The 16082-nt window shown below is 61.2% G+C and carries 16 protein-coding genes and 1 tRNA gene; 7 read left to right on the forward strand and 10 right to left on the reverse strand.

Annotated elements, in window-relative coordinates:
* Window positions 1-5: 5 nt before the first annotated feature.
* On the forward strand, window positions 6-257 hold the full coding sequence (locus tag PO860_RS05055; protein WP_246718226.1) for a hypothetical protein: 252 nt from the start codon (window positions 6-8) through the stop codon (window positions 255-257).
* Here the strand turns inward: PO860_RS05055 and PO860_RS05060 are convergent.
* On the reverse strand, window positions 208-540 hold the full coding sequence (locus PO860_RS05060; protein ID WP_273884094.1) for a hypothetical protein: 333 nt from the start codon (window positions 538-540) through the stop codon (window positions 208-210). The two genes, PO860_RS05055 and PO860_RS05060, sit on opposite strands and share 50 nt — an antisense overlap.
* 355 nt (window positions 541-895) lie before the next feature.
* Here PO860_RS05060 and PO860_RS05065 point away from each other — a divergent pair, with 355 nt between their 5' ends.
* Window positions 896-1336, forward strand: coding sequence for a glyoxalase superfamily protein (locus PO860_RS05065; RefSeq protein WP_275038205.1), 441 nt, complete (start codon window positions 896-898; stop codon window positions 1334-1336).
* An 84-nt stretch (window positions 1337-1420) separates the two neighbouring features.
* Window positions 1421-2788 (forward strand): MATE family efflux transporter, encoded by a 1368-nt coding sequence (locus tag PO860_RS05070; RefSeq protein ID WP_275038206.1) that lies wholly within the window; start codon window positions 1421-1423, stop codon window positions 2786-2788.
* A gap of 94 nt (window positions 2789-2882) precedes the next feature.
* Here PO860_RS05070 and PO860_RS05075 read toward each other — a convergent pair whose 3' ends face one another.
* From PO860_RS05075 to PO860_RS05110, 8 genes are all read right to left on the reverse strand, one after another.
* Complete coding sequence (locus PO860_RS05075; RefSeq protein WP_183606315.1) at window positions 2883-3044, reverse strand: hypothetical protein; 162 nt, start codon at window positions 3042-3044, stop codon at window positions 2883-2885.
* A gap of 95 nt (window positions 3045-3139) precedes the next feature.
* A complete protein-coding gene (locus PO860_RS05080; RefSeq protein ID WP_273884091.1) occupies window positions 3140-3976 on the reverse strand; it encodes a helix-turn-helix transcriptional regulator in 837 nt (278 codons plus the stop codon).
* Between the two features lie 65 nt (window positions 3977-4041).
* The gene (locus PO860_RS05085; RefSeq protein ID WP_273884090.1) at window positions 4042-4251 is read right to left on the reverse strand and encodes a DUF1127 domain-containing protein; all 210 of its coding nucleotides are present in this window, start codon (window positions 4249-4251) and stop codon (window positions 4042-4044) included.
* An 89-nt stretch (window positions 4252-4340) separates the two neighbouring features.
* Entirely contained in the window at window positions 4341-5138 is a 798-nt protein-coding gene (gene iolB / locus PO860_RS05090; RefSeq protein ID WP_273884089.1) for a 5-deoxy-glucuronate isomerase, read from the reverse strand.
* A gap of 198 nt (window positions 5139-5336) precedes the next feature.
* Window positions 5337-6254, reverse strand: coding sequence for a myo-inosose-2 dehydratase (gene iolE / locus PO860_RS05095; RefSeq protein WP_183606319.1), 918 nt, complete (start codon window positions 6252-6254; stop codon window positions 5337-5339).
* 170 nt (window positions 6255-6424) lie between these two features.
* Window positions 6425-8275, reverse strand: a complete 1851-nt coding sequence (gene iolD / locus PO860_RS05100) for a 3D-(3,5/4)-trihydroxycyclohexane-1,2-dione acylhydrolase (decyclizing) (RefSeq protein WP_273884088.1) — start codon at window positions 8273-8275, stop codon at window positions 6425-6427.
* Window positions 8276-8473: 198 nt separating this feature from the next.
* A complete protein-coding gene (locus PO860_RS05105) occupies window positions 8474-10408 on the reverse strand; it encodes a bifunctional 5-dehydro-2-deoxygluconokinase/5-dehydro-2-deoxyphosphogluconate aldolase (RefSeq protein ID WP_183606321.1) in 1935 nt (644 codons plus the stop codon).
* Window positions 10409-10500: 92 nt separating this feature from the next.
* The gene (locus PO860_RS05110) at window positions 10501-11376 is read right to left on the reverse strand and encodes a MurR/RpiR family transcriptional regulator (RefSeq protein WP_183606322.1); all 876 of its coding nucleotides are present in this window, start codon (window positions 11374-11376) and stop codon (window positions 10501-10503) included.
* A gap of 206 nt (window positions 11377-11582) precedes the next feature.
* Here PO860_RS05110 and PO860_RS05115 point away from each other — a divergent pair, with 206 nt between their 5' ends.
* Window positions 11583-12698 carry a Gfo/Idh/MocA family protein gene (locus PO860_RS05115; RefSeq protein ID WP_183606323.1) on the forward strand — a complete coding sequence of 372 codons (1116 nt, stop codon included), beginning with the start codon at window positions 11583-11585 and terminating at the stop codon, window positions 12696-12698.
* Between the two features lie 184 nt (window positions 12699-12882).
* The gene (locus PO860_RS05120; protein WP_183606324.1) at window positions 12883-14100 is read left to right on the forward strand and encodes an NAD(P)/FAD-dependent oxidoreductase; all 1218 of its coding nucleotides are present in this window, start codon (window positions 12883-12885) and stop codon (window positions 14098-14100) included.
* A 2-nt stretch (window positions 14101-14102) separates the two neighbouring features.
* On the opposite strand, the gene PO860_RS05125 is transcribed toward PO860_RS05120, so the two are convergent.
* The gene (locus PO860_RS05125; protein WP_183610819.1) at window positions 14103-14300 is read right to left on the reverse strand and encodes a hypothetical protein; all 198 of its coding nucleotides are present in this window, start codon (window positions 14298-14300) and stop codon (window positions 14103-14105) included.
* Between the two features lie 32 nt (window positions 14301-14332).
* Here PO860_RS05125 and PO860_RS05130 point away from each other — a divergent pair.
* A tRNA-Ser gene (locus PO860_RS05130) sits at window positions 14333-14423 on the forward strand.
* Window positions 14424-14990: 567 nt separating this feature from the next.
* On the forward strand, window positions 14991-16016 hold the full coding sequence (locus PO860_RS05135; RefSeq protein ID WP_183606325.1) for a porin: 1026 nt from the start codon (window positions 14991-14993) through the stop codon (window positions 16014-16016).
* The last annotated feature ends 66 nt before the right edge of the window (window positions 16017-16082 follow it).

Raw genomic sequence — 16082 nt, forward strand, 5'->3', positions numbered from 1 at the left:
AAGCAATGCTTCTCAACTGGGTTGTTCTCTTCAATGAATTGCAGATCTATCACAGGCGGGTGCGCCGCGATCCCTTCGCCGACCCGCTCGAGGGGCCGGAATGGCGGGGATTCCTCTGGGCCGCTTCCGCCATCGCGCGTCTGGCCGCAAGACGGGGCGAGGAGAGAAAGACGTTGCGTCCCGATAAATCGCAGACGGAAAAAGGCCTCAGCTTTCGAAGCTCAGTCGCAGCACGTGGTGCAGGAATTCCGGATTGAGCAGCATGTTGAAGCTGATCGTCACCCATTCGCCTTCGCGCTTGACCACGGTCGAACCGATCTCGTCGTGGATGCCGAGGATTTCGAGGAAGAAATGGCCCGGCATTTCCAGGTTGGGGCTGACTTCGAGCAGGGCGCCGGCGAGCGTGATCGTGCGGATCAGGCAGCGCACCTGCGTTCCGGTGCTGAGGTGATGACCGACGAAGATGATGTTGCCCGGCCTGTCGAGATTGAATTCCCTGTAAGCACGTTCCGGCTTGCGGTGTTCTGTGTCGAGGTGCATCTGAAAGGCCCTTTTAGCCTCCGCTGGGTATACAACAGGATATTGGCTGAAGAATGCTGACGGAGGCTGAAAAATACCGTTAAGATTGGATGCTTCCGCGAAACTTGCAGGAAAAACGCACCGATTTCGTGCAGATTTGCCCCAAATTTGCTCATTCCCGGCGCGGATGCGCCATTCTTGACATGTCTGCGGTGTTCGCGCATACAAAGGGCCGGTTCGAGGCACCAGCCGCTCGCGGATGAAAATCCATGGTGAAGCCCTCGCGATCATGGTCACGGCCCTTTGTGCATGCTGACTGGCGGCAATGCGAGCTCCCATCCACAGTCGAAGAGCATGCCTTGCGAAGGCTCACTCCATGACGACGACCTATCCTGCCATTGACGAATTGAAGGCCCAGGCCAAGCGCCTGCGCCAGGCGATGAACGATCGCGGCACCCCGCTGACCCACAGTGCGGCCCTGGAAATGATTGCCCGCCAGCATGGCGCCCGCGATTGGAATACGCTCGCAGCCCTTGCGGCAAAGCCCAATGCTGGCCCGAAGAGGTCGCTCTTCGTCGGTGCGCATATTTGCGGCCGTTATCTCAACCAGCCGTTCACCGGCGAGATTCTGGCACTTTCGGCCCTGCCGGGCGGCGAACTCCACAGGATCACCATTCATTTCGACGAGCCGGTGGACGTCGTCACCTTCGAGAGCTTTTCGGCCTTTCGCCGGCGTGTGAACGCGCAGGTCGATGCCGACGGCGTCTCGCCGAGGAAGACCTCGAACGGCGTGCCGCATCTGGTGCTCGACCTTTAAATTTTTCCCATCCCTTTCAGGCCGTCGCAATCCGGATGATTTTAATCCGGATCGGGCTTGGCCGGATATTACACGGATTTCTCCATGACCGATCTTCCGCAAGGCAATGTCTTTCTTACCGGCTGGCTGCCGGGCGTCTTCCTCAGGACGGCGGCGCCGATCGTTGCGATCACCACCGTCAACGGCCTCTTCACCGTCGTCGACGCCTATTTCCTCGGCGCCTATGTCGGCCCCAATGCGCTCTCCGCCGTCAGCCTGATCTTCCCGGGGCTGATGCTGCTGGTCGCTTTGCAATCACTGGTCTCGAACGGCATGGCGAGCATCCTCGCCCGCCGGCTCGGCGCCGGCGATCGCCAAGGCGCGCGCCGGATGTTTGCCGGCGCCCATACGCTGGCGCTGGCCGTCACCCTGATCCTCAATGCGGTCTTCTGGACCGTCGGCCGGCAGATCATCGATGCCGGTGCTGCCGGCAATGCCACTGTTGCCGATGGCGCCATGCTGTTCATGGGCGCGATGATCACTTTTGCGCCGGTCAGCTTCTTCCTGTCGCTGCATCTCGACGGATTGCGCTGCGAAGGCAAGATCGGTTTCATGACGCTGGTGACGCTGTCGGCCTCGCTGCTCAACATCTTCGCCAACTGGCTGTTCATGGCGGTGATGCATTGGGGCGTGCTCGGTTCGGCGGTCGGCTCCATTGCGTCGCAATTCGTCTGTCTCGCAGCCGTGCTCGCCTATCGATGGCGCCGGCCACTGGCACTGAGGCCTTCCGCGGAATTTGCTCTTGTCGAATGGCGCAGCATCATGGCATTCGGCGCGCCGATCAGCCTCGGCTTCGTCGGCATATCGCTGGCCTCGGCCGCCATTCTGATCAATGTCTCGCTCTGGAGCGCGGCAGATCATGTCGCGACGGTTGCCGCTTACGGCATCATCACCCGGATCATGACCTTCACTTATCTGCCGCTGCTCGGCCTCAGCATCGCCTTGCAGACGATCGCCGGCAACAATCACGGCGCCGGCCTCGGGCTCCGCGTCGGCCGCAGCCTGCAGATCGCCATGCTCGCAGCACTCGTCTACTGCACCCTGGTGGAAATCATAGGCGAGCTCATGGCCGGCCGTCTTGGCGCCGTCTTTGTCGCCGATCCCGCCATTATCGCCGAGGTCAGACGAATTCTGCCCTGGACGATCGGCGCCTATTTTCTCTTCGGGCAGATGCTGATCCTGTCGTCCTATTTCCAGTCGATCGGCGATGCACCGCGCGCCGCGATCTTCGGCCTGTCGCGGCCCTATCTGCTGACCTTGCCGCTGACCTTCCTGCTGCCCTTCCTCTTCGGCGAGCAGGGGATCTGGATGGTGCCGGTCTTTGCCGAGGCAGGCATGGTCATCCTGGCCTTTGCGGTGCTGTCGCAGAACGCCAAACACCGCGGCTGGCGCTATGGGCTTCTGCCCGCTTGAAATGGCTAAGCCGCGCTCCCTCGTGACCTGACCCCCGAAGGTTGAACATGAACCTTCGGGGGTCAGGTCACTGGCGGCTTTTGCCTCGTATCGTCTATTCCCTGCCGCCCGAAGCGGCCGATGTCGCAGCTTCCGCCTCATTCAGCGCTTCGGCGCATTCCTGGCAGCAGACCTCGACAGTCTTGCCGCCGAGCTTGACGGTGATCGCCTCGGCGCCCAGTTCGCAGTCGCAGGCGGCGCATGTGGTCTTCTTCATCTGGTGATCCTCCGATTGATCGTCCCCGGATCGGGACAGTCTCATCAGACCATCGAACACCGCATCGCCGCTGTCGAAATCTTTAGCGATGGACCTTACCTGCGACGCAATTGCGCCGAGCGCTGGAATTCGCCAGGGCTCTGTCCGAAGGCCAGCTTGAAGGAAGCGCTGAAATGGCTGTGGCTGGAAAAGCCGAGATCGAGGCCGAGCGCGGTCAGATCCTCATATTGGCCGAGCAGATCGAGCGCGCGGGCAAGCCGCAGCCGCAGCTGGTAGCGGTAAAGCGGTGTGGCCTCGACCTGCTGGAAGACCTGGGTGAGATAAACCGGCGAGACACCGACTTCGGAGGCGATTTCCGCAAGCGTCCAGCGCCGCGCAAGATCGGAGGAGAGCACCAGCTTGGCCCGGTCGACGAGTTTCTGCCGGCCGGCGCTGGCGCCCGCCGCATGCGATGTGCGCTCGCCGAGCGAGCGGCGCACCAGCGTCAGCGCCAATATTTCCGCCTCCAGCGTTTCCGCGACATTGCGGCTAAGACCATGACGCAGCAGCGCGACCAGCGCCTGGGCGCGCGGATCGATCCGCCGGCGCTGGCGGCGGAAGGCAAAGGCCGGCCCGGGCTGTACCTGATCCTTGGGCGCGAGTTCTTCGAGCATGACCTCGTCGATCGCCAGATCGATGCAGGCGTCGCCGCCTTCGATGGGGTGGCTGATCCGATATCCCTGGCTGGCATTGAAGAACAAGACCTGATTGGCTTCGGCCACCGTGTCGTTGTGGCCGACATGCCGCATGAAGACGCCGCGATAGGGATAGACGAGGCTCGTCCTGTGGGCACATTCCTCGTCGCTCTTGTGACGACACTCGCCATTGCAGACGATGTCACGAATGGTGACGGTCTTTGTCTTCAGGAGCGGTGCTGTTGAAAACTGCGACATGGCATGTTCCGGGTCAGACAGGTCGCCGATGAGGCGACCTGTCGGCACAATATCACGCTCAGGTTTCAGTAGCGACTATAGACATGCACGTCGCTTTCCGTCTGCCCCCTGGAAAGGCCGATATCCTTCAACTGCTCGTCGGACAGTTCCATCAGCGCATTGCAGTTGCGCCGTTCGGCAATCTTGCGTGCCAGCCGGCGTGCCGCGGTGACTATGGCAAGGAACAGGCCGGGCCGCATATTGCGGGCCGAGATTGTGACATTCGAGCTCTGCATGGTGATCCTCCATCCGTGTTTGGATGGAGGCAGTGAACCATCAGCCGCGATTTCGCGCTGTCAGATTATTTAGCGATCGAACGAGGCCCTTACGCCTTCAGCAGCCACTCGTGCTCGGCGGCATTGTGGAATTTCCAGACCCGCTTCGGCCCGGCCATGACGTTGAGGTAGTAGAGATCGTAGCCATGAGTAGCCGCGCAAGGATGATAGCCCTTCGGCACCAGCGTCACGTCGCCGTCCTCGATCGCCATTGCCTCGTCGAGCGAACGATCGTCGGTGTAGACGCGCTGGAAACCGAAGCCCTGCGGCGGGTTGAGGCGATGATAATAGGTCTCTTCCAGGAAGCTCTCGTTCGGCAGGTCGTCCTGGTCGTGCTTGTGCGGCGGATAGGAAGAGGTGTGGCCGCCCGGCGTGATCACCTCGACGACCAGCAGCGAATGCGCCGAGCTGTCGTCCTCAGGCATGATATTGTTGACGTAACGCACATTCGTGCCCTTGCCGCGTGTCACCTGCGGATGCGTGCCGGGCGGGATGGCCTTCGCCGGATAGCTGCCGCCGCCGGGCGCCGAGCAGACGGCGAGTTCCAGATCGGTCTGCGCCGTCACCGACCATGTCGATTCCATCGGGATGTAGAGCGCATGCGGCGCACCTTCGAACGGGCTCATACGGCCGCCGAGCGTACCGAAATCCTTGGTGCCGGCCGATGCCTTGCCTTTGCCGGTCACCCAGACGAGGCAAACTTCCCGATCGCCGGTCTCTCCCGAAACCGTCTCGCCCGGCTTCAGCCGATGCAGATCGAAGCCGACATAGGTCCAGCCGGCATTTTCCGGCGTGACATGGGTGACGCGGCCATGGGTGCCGGACGGTTTCACCTTGAGATTTGGCATCGGTGTTTTTCCTTCGTTACTTGGAAAATTCCTCTCCCCAACCCCTCCCCACAAAGGGGAGGGACTAACCTGCCGGGCTCCTTCCATTCTCGCCGTAACCTCTCGTCCAGAAGGACGCTCTCTTATGGCGTGAGGCGGTGCCTCAAGTTAAGTCTCTCCCCTTGTGGGGAGGGGTTGGGGATGGGTCTTTTACTCCCGCTATCCCTTCGGGAAGCCTTCCGTTTCCACGGTATAACCCGCGGCCGTCATGACACGCATCAGTTCGGCATGGCCGATCTCGGCCATTTTCTGCGGCGGCGCCTTGCGTGGATCCTGTTCGGCCTCGACGACGAACCAGCCTTCATAGCCGTGATCGGCGAGCCGCTGGACGATGGCGCCGAAATCGAGCGAGCCGTCGCCGGGCACGGTGAAGGCGCCGAGCGCCACCGCATCGAGGAAGGATTGGCGGCTGCGGTCGAGCCCGTCCACCACAGGCTTGCGGATGTCCTTGACGTGGACGTGGTTGATGCGGGCGTGGTGGTTGCCGATGGCGCGCAGTACATCGCCGCCGGCAAAGGCGAGATGGCCGGCATCGAGCAGCAGCGGAATGCCTTCGCCCGAAGAGCGCATGAAGGCGTCGAGTTCCGGCTCGGTTTCGACCACGGCCGCCATGTGATGGTGGTAGGAGAGCGGCATGCCCTGTTCGGCGCACCATTCCCCGAACTCGGTGACGCGGCGGCCATAGGCCTTCATCTCGTCATCGGAAAGGCGTGGCTTGGTGGCAAGCGGCTTGGAGCGGTCGCCCTGGATGGAGCGGCCGACTTCGCCATAGACGATACACGGCGCATTGACCGCCTTGAACAGCTCGATCATCGGCGCGATGCGGTCCTTGTTGGCGGCAAGCTCCTCATTGACAAGCGTGCCGGAGAACCAGCCGCCGCACAGCGTCACGTCGGCGGCGCGCAGGATGGGCAGCATTTCCTCGGGATTGCTGGGGAAGCGGCGGCCTTGCTCCATGCCGGTGAAACCGGCGCTGCGCGACTGCCGCAGGCACTCCTCGAGGGACACATCGTCGCTAAGCTCCGGAAGATCGTCGTTCCACCAGGCGATGGGCGACATGCCGAGTTTGGCCTTCATCAACATTCTCCTTAAAAATGTTTCGGAAGAGCAGCTGCGCTCTTCCGAAAAAATGATGGCACTACAGCGCCGCGCGTCTTTTTCAGACGCGCAAGGGACGCTGTAGCACTTCGAATTGCTGCATAATTTTGCCCTTAAATCGATTCCGATTTATGGAATTATGCAGCCGTTTAGCCGATGCGCTGGGCGGCGCGTGCTTCGACATAACCCTTGCGGGCCTTGTTGACCTCTTCGCGCGGGCTGACCTCCGGCACCGCGACATCCCACCAATGACCGCCGGCCTCAGTGGTGATCAACGGATCGGTATCGATGACGAAGACCGAGGTACGGTCGTTCTTCTTCGAATCAATGATCGCCTGCTCCAACTCGGCGATCGAGCCGACCTTGACCGCGATGGCGCCCATGCTTTCGGCATGCGCGCGGAAATCGATCTCCGGCATCACCTCGTGATAGGAGTCCTTGAGCAGATTGTTGAAGTTGGCACCGCCGGTTCCCATCTGCAAGCGGTTGATGCAGCCATAGCCGCGATTGTCGAGCAGGACGATGTTGAGCTTGAGGCCGAGCATCACCGAGGTCGCAATCTCGGAATTCATCATCATATAGGAGCCATCGCCGACCATGACGACGACATCCCGTTCGGGATGGGCCATCTTGGCGCCGAGCCCGCCGGCGAGCTCATAGCCCATGCAGGAAAAGCCGTATTCCATGTGATAGCTGCCCGGCACCGTTGCCGGCCAGAGCTTGTGCAATTCGCCGGGAAGTCCGCCCGCAGCGCAAAGAACCGTCGTATTATCGCCGCCGATCGTGCGCGCTACCGCGCCGATTACCTGTGCGTCGGAGGGCAGGGCGGCATTGGTCGTTGCCATCGCCTTGGCGGCGGCCTCCATCCAGATCTTCTTCTCCGCGGTTGCCTTCTCGGTGAGTGCCGCCGACGCCTTCCAGCCGGAAAGACCAGATGAAAGCGCCTTCAGCCCTTCGCGGGCATCGGCCACCACGGGATAGCTGTCGTGCTTGACCGCGTCATAGGCGGCGATATTGAGCCCGATCATCCTGAGATTGTCATTCTTGAACAGCGCCCAGGAGCCGGTGGTGAAATCCTGGCAGCGGGTGCCGACGGCGATGACGAGATCCGTTTCTTCGGCAATCGCATTCGCCGCCGACGTGCCGGTCACGCCGACCGAGCCGAGCGCCAGCGGATGGGTCTCGTCGATCGATGACTTGCCGGCCTGGGTGACGACGACGGGAAGGCCGTGGGCGTCGGCAAAGGCGGCAAGCTCCTTCGTCGCCTGCGAGTAAAGCACGCCGCCGCCGGCGACGATCACCGGTTTCTGTGACGCCTTGATCAGCGCGATGGCATTGGCCAGTTCGGCCGCATCCGGCTGCGGCCGACGGGTCGTCCAGACCTTTTCAGTAAACAGGCTTTCCGGATAATCATAGGCTTCGGCCTGAACGTCCTGGCAGAGCGACAAGGTCACCGGGCCGCAATCCACGGGGTCGGTCAGGACCTGCATGGCGCGCTTCAGCGCCGAAATGATCTGCTCGGGCCGGGTGATGCGGTCGAAATAGCGCGAAACCGGACGGAAGGCATCATTGGCTGAAACCGTGCCGTCACCGAAATCCTCGATCTGCTGCAGCACCGGATCCGGCGCGCGGTTGGCGAAGACGTCGCCCGGCAGGAAGAGAACGGGAATACGATTGACGTGTGCGACGCCCGCGGCCGTCACCATGTTCAGCGCACCAGGACCGATCGAGGTTGTGCAGGCCATGAAACGAGTGCGGAAATTCGCCTTGGCATAAGCGATCGCGGCATGCGCCATGCCCTGTTCGTTGTGGGCGCGATAGGTCGTCAGTTCGTCGCGCACCTGATAGAGCGCCTCGCCGATGCCGGCGACGTTGCCGTGACCGAAGATCGCCCAGACGCCGCCGAAGATCTGCACCTTCTTGCCGTCGACAACAGTCATCTGCTTCTTGAGGAAATGCGCGACGGCCTGCGCCATCGTCAACCGTATCGTCTTGCCCATCGGGTCCTCCCGGACTTTTGACTGTACCTGTTTCTCCTCCAACCCCTCCCCACAAGGGGGAGAGGCTAACCCGCCGTGCCGTCTCATCCATATTACGGCGTCCCTTCTTGCAAGGTGGCCGCTGTCTGGCGCGAGGCGCTGCCTCAAGTTAACCTCCCCTTTGTGGGGGAGGGGCTGGGGAGGGTCTTCGTTCTATTCCTACTGCTGTCCGCGCGTCTTCAGCCACGCCTCAGTCAGTTGCTGGAAGCGGCCGGCCATATCGGCGATCGCCTCCTCGTCGTTCATTCCGCCCGAAAGCCAGGCACGCGCCGGGTCGGCAAAGATCGTCCGGCCGACGGCAAAGCCCTTCACGGAGGGAGCGGCCAGCGTCGCCTCGAAGCAGGAGATCAGCTCGTCGGCGGGCGCCTCGAGCCCGAGCAGCACGATACCGCGGCACCATGGATCATTCTTGGCAATCACCGCATCGATCTTCTTCCAGGCTTCAGTCGATGCCTGCGGCTCGAGCTTCCACCAGTCCGGCTTGATGCCGAGCGCATAGAGTTCCTCCAGCGCAGTCGCGATCGTGTCGTCGGTGAGCGGCCCGTTCTTGCCGGCGATGATCTCCACCAGCAGCTCGCGGCCGACCTTCCGGGACGCCTCGAACAGCGTGCGCAGCTTCTCCTGCTGCTCCGTTTTCAAGTCAGCCGGATCGTCAGGATGATAGAAGCACAAGCATTTAATGCAATGACTGAGTGGCCATTCCACAAGCTGCGAGCCGATATCCTGGCTGAATTCGAAGCGCAGCGGCTTCGAGCCCGGCAGCTCCACCGGCCGGCCGATCCAGGAGAAATTCTTCGTCGCCGCGTCGAAGAAGGCGTCGCGGCCGAAGCGTTCGTCGATCAGCATGCCGTAGCCGTCGCGACCGTTCGAAACCCGCGCCGCTGCGGCAACCGCCAGCCGCTTGAAGGCGACGATCTTGTCGTGGCCGACACCGAGTTCATCGGCGACACTGACCAGCTGCGAACGGTGGTCGATCGCTAGCGCCATCAGAAGCGGGATTTCGCCGCGCCGGGTCGATGCCCAGTGGATATGGTTGATCGCTTCGTCTTTACGCAGCGCTCGATGTTGGCTGCCGGTCGTCAGGAAGAAGTCGAGTTCGGCCCAGGTCGGATATTCCGGCGAGCAGAGCAGGCGTGAAACGGCGAAGGCGCCGCAGGCATTGGCCCAGGTGGCGCAGGTTTTCAGCGGCTCGTCGCGCAGGAAGCCGCGCAGAAAACCGGACATGAAGGCATCGCCGGCGCCGAGCACGTTGAAGACTTCGATCGGGAAACCCTGGCCGACGATACCGGCTTCGAGGTCGTCGGCGATCGGTCCATCATAGACGATGCAGCCCATGGCGCCGCGCTTGAGCACGATCGTTGCCGGCGACAGGCGGCGAATCTCTTTGAGCGCGCCAAGCACGTCGTCGGCGCCGGAAGCAATCAGGATTTCTTCCTCGGTCCCGACGATGAGATCGCAATCCGGCAGCGTCTCCTTCATCTTCGAAGAGACGCGGTCGGACTTCACATAGCGCTCGAAGCCTTCTGCATGGCCGGCAAGGCCCCAGAGGTTCGGCCGGTAGTCGATGTCGAAGATCACCTTGCGGCCGTTCGCCTTGGCGATGCGGATCGCCTTGCGCTGTGCGGCCTCGGTATTCGGCCGGGAGAAATGTGTGCCGGAAACGAGAACGGCGCGCGACGACTTGATGAAATCTTCATCGATATCGCCTTCATCGAGCGCCATGTCGGCACAGTCCGATCGATAGAAGATCATCGGCGACACACCCTCGGCCTCGACCGCCAGCAGCACCAGTGCGGTCAGCCGCTCCTTGTCGGTGATGATGCCCTGTGTCGCCACACCTTCGCGCGCCGATTGCTCGCGGATGAAACGTCCCATCTGCTCGTCGCCGACGCGGGTGATGAGACCGGATTTGAGGCCGAGCCGTGCCGTGCCGATGGCGATATTGGCAGGGCAGCCACCGACCGATTTGGCGAAGGAGCCGATATCCTCCAGCCGTGAGCCGATCTGCTGACCGTAAAGATCGACCGAGGAGCGGCCGATGGTGATTACATCAAGCGCCGGCTCCGGCTGTGAGCCCGGATTCGATTGTACCATGATGTCCTCCCGCTAGATTTTGCGCGGCTTCCAATGCCTGCGAATTTTCAATAATGAAACATCGGTTCCGATATTTTGTCAATTCGGAATGTTTATTCCATTTTCGCTTTTCCAGCTTTTGAGTGCTGATGCTTGCGGCGCCGTTCGGCGATGGCCACCGGCAGCGCCATGGTCAGCGCCATAGATGCCGAAAGCGAGCGGAAGCCGGCGAAATCGGCCTCCGCCACTTCGAACCAGTGCGTCGCGCAGGCGGCAAGCGGCGAGAAGGCCGAATCGGTGATCGCGATGACGGGCACGCCGCGGTCGGCAAGCTCTTGGCTCTGGCTGAGGCTGTCGGCCGCATAGGGCGAGAAGCTCGCGGCGATCGCCGCATCCCTAGGGGTTGCGAACTGCACCATTTCGGGGTCGACGCCATTCGGCGAGGCGACGATTTGGTGGCGGATGTTGAGCTTGGAAAAAGCGTAGGTCATGTGCGCCGTCAGCGGGTAGGAGCGCCGTTTGGCGATCAGATAGATCGTCTCGGCGCCGGCAAGGATATTCACCGCTTTCGTGAAAGTATCGCTCTGCACCGTCGCCGCCAGCCGGTTGACCGACTGGCTGGCGGCGGCAATGAAGCCGGAGAGCAGATTGGCGTCCTCATCGTCGCCGCTCGTCTGCTCCAGCGTGACGAGCCGCTCTTCATAGCTCAGCGTCCGGTCGCGCAATCTTTCGCGGAAAATGCTCTGCAGGTCGGAGAAGCCTTCGTAACCCAGATGATGCGCTAGGCGCACCAGCGTCGAAGGCTGGACGTCGGAGGCCGCCGCGATGCTTGCCGTCGTGCCGAAGGCGATTTCATCGGGATTGCCGAGCGCGAAGGCGGCGACCTGCGCCAGCCGCTTCGGCATGCTTGTCTTGCGTTCGATGATGGTGCTGCGCAGGCTTTCGAAATCGCGCGGCACACGCGCGTGCCTCTGGGGATCGTTATCCATGCTTGCGGCTCACGAGATGAAACAAATATTCCATATTGCCGAACATAGACGATTTCAAACGGCCCGCCTAATTGTTTTTAATCGCCTGTAATTGAAGGCTTTTAAACAACTTACCGGGAGGAATGGAAAAATGCCTGCGTACGGGTCTCTTGTCAAAATGATCCAAATATTCCAAAAATCCGGCCGCAGCTCTGGAGGAGACGGAAATGAAGCCACTTGGCATCGGTTTGATCGGCACCGGTTACATGGGCAAGTGCCATGCGCTGGCGTGGAATGCGGTGAAGACGGTGTTCGGCGATGTCGAGCGTCCGCGTCTCGTGCATCTGGCCGAAGCCAATGCCGGGCTTGCTGCGGCGCGTGCCGGGGAATTCGGCTTCGAGAAGGCAACGGCCGATTGGCGGGCGCTGATTGCCGACCCAGAGGTCGACGTCGTCTCCATCACCACGCCCAATCAGTTCCACCCCGAGATGGCGATCGCAGCCCTTCAAGCCGGCAAACATGTCTGGTGCGAAAAGCCGATGGCGCCGGCCTATGCCGACGCCGAGCGCATGCTGGAAACGGCGAGGGGTTCCGGAAAGGTGGCGGCTCTCGGCTATAATTATATCCAGAATCCTGTGATGCGGCACATCAAGACGCTTATTGGCGAGGGCGCCATCGGCACGGTCAACCATATCCGCGCCGAGATGGACGAGGATTTCATGGCCGATCCCGATGTCTTCTTTTACTGGAAGAGCGAGCTTGCCGCCGGCTATGGCGCGCTCGACGATTTCGCCGTGCATCCGCTGTCGCTGCTCTGGTATCTTTTCGGCCATGTTGAGGCTGTCGTTACAGACATGGTGAGGCCTTATGCCGACCGCCCGCTGAGCGAGGGTGGCCGCCGCGCCGTCGAAAACCACGATGGCGCCAACGTGCTGATGCGGCTTGGCGGCGGCATCTCCGCCGTCTTGATGGCGAATCGCGCCGCCTGGGGCCGCAAGGGCCGCATCGCCCTGCAGATTTATGGCGCGAAAGGCTCGATCGTCTACGACCAGGAGCGCATGAACGAATTCGACCTCTATCAGGCCGCGGGCCGCGGTTCCGAACAGGGCTTCCGCAAGATACTGGCGGCACCCGCCCATCGGCCTTATGATCGCTTCATCCCGGCGCCTGGCCACGGCCTCGGCTTCAACGATCTGAAGATCATCGAATGCCGCGAGCTAATCCGGGCAATTTCCGGTGAGCCGTCGTCGATCGTCACATTTGAAGACGGTCTCAGGATAGAGAAGTCGGTGCATGCCATGGCACAGTCCTTCCACGAGCGCCGCTGGATCGAGATCGGCTGAATGGAAGACCGCTTTCCGTTGACGGCGTTTGAGGCTGCATAATTCCTTAGATCGGAATCGATTTAAGGATAAAATTATGCAGAAGTTCAAAACGTTACAGCGTCCTTAGCGCGTCTAACAGACGCGCGGCGCCGTAGGGATAGGCCTGCACCTCGTTGTCGGGCGCAGTTTCGGGAGTGAGATCGTGACGGACAGACTGGTGATCATTGGCGCGGGACAGGCCGGTTTCGCATTGGCGGCCAAGCTGCGAGCGTTGAAGGATATGCGCCCGATCACCCTCATCGGTGCGGAGGATGTGGCTCCCTATCAGCGCCCGCCGCTTTCGAAGAAATACCTGCTTGGCGAAATGGCTTTCGACCGCCTGCTGTTTCGCGCCGAGCACTGGTATGCGGACAATGACGTCGATCTTCGCCTTTCGACCTGGGCCGAACAGATCAAGCCGGATAGCAGGCAGGTTCTGCTGCAGGACGGCTCCGTTCTCGATTACGCCACGCTGGCGCTGGCCACCGGCTCGACGCCGCGCCGGCTGCCGGCGGCAATCGGTGGCGATCTCGAAGGCGTCTATGTCGCCCGCGACAAGCGCGATGCCGATCTGCTCGCCGAAGAAATGCGCCCCGGTCGCCGCGTCCTCATCATCGGCGGCGGTTATATCGGTCTCGAGGCTGCAGCCGTTGCCCGTCACCGCGGCCTTGAGGTCACCGTCATCGAGATGGCTGACCGCATCCTCCAGCGCGTCGCGGCGAAGGAGACCGCCGACATCATGCGGGGGATCCATGAAAGCCATGACGTGGTGATTCGGGAAAAGACAGGGCTCAAGCATCTGGTCGGCAAGGATGGCCGCGTCACCGGCGCCGCACTTTCCGACGGATCTGTGATCGACATCGACTTTGCCGTCGTCGGCATCGGCGTCGTGCCGAATGACCAGCTTGCCAAGGAAGCCGGCCTCGAAGTCGCCAACGGCATTGTCGTCGACGAATTCGCCCGCACCTCCGATCCGGCGATCTTTGCCGCCGGTGATTGCGCAGCCCTTCCCTGGCAGGGTGGCCGCATCAGGCTCGAATCGGTGCAGAACGCCGTCGACCAGGCCGAGGCGGCGGCAGCCGTCATCGCCGGCGGCAGCGCGCCATATGATCCGAAGCCTTGGTTCTGGTCCGACCAGTATGACGTCAAGCTGCAGATTGCCGGCTTCAATCTCGGTTATGACGAGACACTGCTGCGCCCCGGCGCCCGCGAAGGCGCCCATTCGGTCTGGTACTTCAGGCAAGGCCAGCTGATCGCCGTCGATGCGATCAACGACGCGAAAGCCTATGTGACCGGCAAAAAGCTGCTGGAATCCGGGACCAATCCCGACAGATCGATTCTCGCCGACCCCTCAGCCGACCTCAAGAGCCTGCTCGGCTGACTTCAGGCCCGGTCGGTGACGCTGCGCCGGGCTTGCCAACCCTGTCGACGCCGGGCGGCAAAGCCCGGCTTCTTCATCGAAGAGAACGAAGCGCGATCAAATTCTCGGATCGTGGCAGGGAATGCGCTCTGTTTGCGCGGGCCAGCCGAAATGCCGCCCGCCGCATTTCTTTGTGGTGAAAATTCAAAAAACTCTTGCATTCACAGACCGGTCACCATAGTTAGGCCGCACCGGAGAGGTGGCCGAGTGGTCGAAGGCGCTCCCCTGCTAAGGGAGTATACGTCAAAAGCGTATCGTGGGTTCGAATCCCATCTTCTCCGCCATTCTGATTTCCTGAACATTTCGCGATCTTTAGTTCCTGCCAGGGAATCAGGTTCGCTTAGTCGGCTACGCCTTACGGCCGCGCGATGGCGCAAATCTCTCCGCCATCAGCGAGAGAATCGGTTGCGGGAATCGTCTGCCGCCTCCACGCTCCATCAGGTGGCGAAAGCGGATCGGTGATCACCAGGTTACGCTTCCAGCAATCCTAACATCCCCGCAAGAGCCGGATTTTGTCGGAAAAGTGTCGCAGATGCGTCGAAAGGCGCGTGTCCAACTCTTTGTGGATCTGACCTAAGCGGCCGCAAAATCAGGGTTTTCTTAACAAAGCATAAAGGAAAGCGGGGCCGCTTGCCCGACTTGTGTCCTTTCGGCAACAGAATGTCGGGAAGGCTCCCTCAAACCCCCCATCCGAGCAAGTTGGTGATTGCGTGACGGCCGCCGTCTTGTATTTTCACCCTCGGAAGCAAGGGCGACGGATCGTCCACTTCTTGAAACACGGGGATGGGGCAGGGAACGCTGCTCAGCGAAAGATCCCAAACCCGATCGAAACTTTGAATTGGAGGTCATTTATGAACATCAAGAGCCTTCTTCTCGGCTCCGCTGCTGCTCTCGCAGTAGTTTCCGGTGCTCAGGCTGCTGACGCTATCGTTGCTGCCGAGCCGGAACCGGTTGAATACGTCCGCGTCTGCGACGCTTACGGCACCGGCTACTTCTACATCCCGGGCACCGAAACCTGCCTCAAGATCAACGGTTACATCCGTTTCCAGGTCAACGTTGGCGATCGGGTTGGCAATTCGCTGACGCGCGGTAACGACTCCGACTGGGATGCTGTCACCCGCGGTCAGGTTCAGTTCACCGCCAAGAGCGATACCGAGTACGGTCCGCTGACCGGCGTCATCGTCATGCAGTTCAATGCTGACAACGCTACCGATCAGAACGCCAAGCTCGACTCCGCTTACCTCGACATCGCCGGCTTCCGCGCTGGTCTGTTCTACAGCTGGTGGGACGACGGCCTCTCGGGCGAAACCGATGATATCGGCTCGCCGGTAACGCTGCATAACTCCATCCGTTATCAGTACGAAACCGACGCCTTCTACGCTGGCATCAGCGTCGATGAGCTGGAAGACGGCTTCTTCAAGGCGGACGAAGATCCGAACAACGTCGGCGTTGCCGTCGGTCTCGGCGGCAAGGGTGGTGCGTTCAGCTACCAGATCACTGCCGGCTACGACGTCGACAACGAAGAAGGCGCTGTCCGTGCAATGGGTACGGTTGACATCGGTCCTGGTACGCTCGGCCTCGCTGCCGTATATGCCACCGGCCCGAGCTCCTACTACACTGCAGCTGAGTGGGCTGTTGCTGCCGAATATGCTATCAAGGCAACCGACAAGCTCAAGATCACTCCCGGTGTTCAGTACTACAGCAACTTCGGCGTTGACGGCGACGACTTTGCCGATGGCGATGCCTGGAAGGTCGGTCTGACGGTTGATTACCAGATCGTCGACAACTTCTACGCCAAGGCTTCGGTTCAGTACCTCGATCCGGAAGATGCTGACGACTCCACCTCGGGCTACTTCCGCCTGCAGCGTTCGTTCTAATCTGATCTGACTTCGGTCAATCAGGAAGCCCGGCTCGTTTGAGCCGGGCTTTTTTATATTTCGAGC

Source organism: Rhizobium binxianense (genome assembly GCF_028994275.1).
Classification (GTDB): domain Bacteria; phylum Pseudomonadota; class Alphaproteobacteria; order Rhizobiales; family Rhizobiaceae; genus Rhizobium; species Rhizobium binxianense.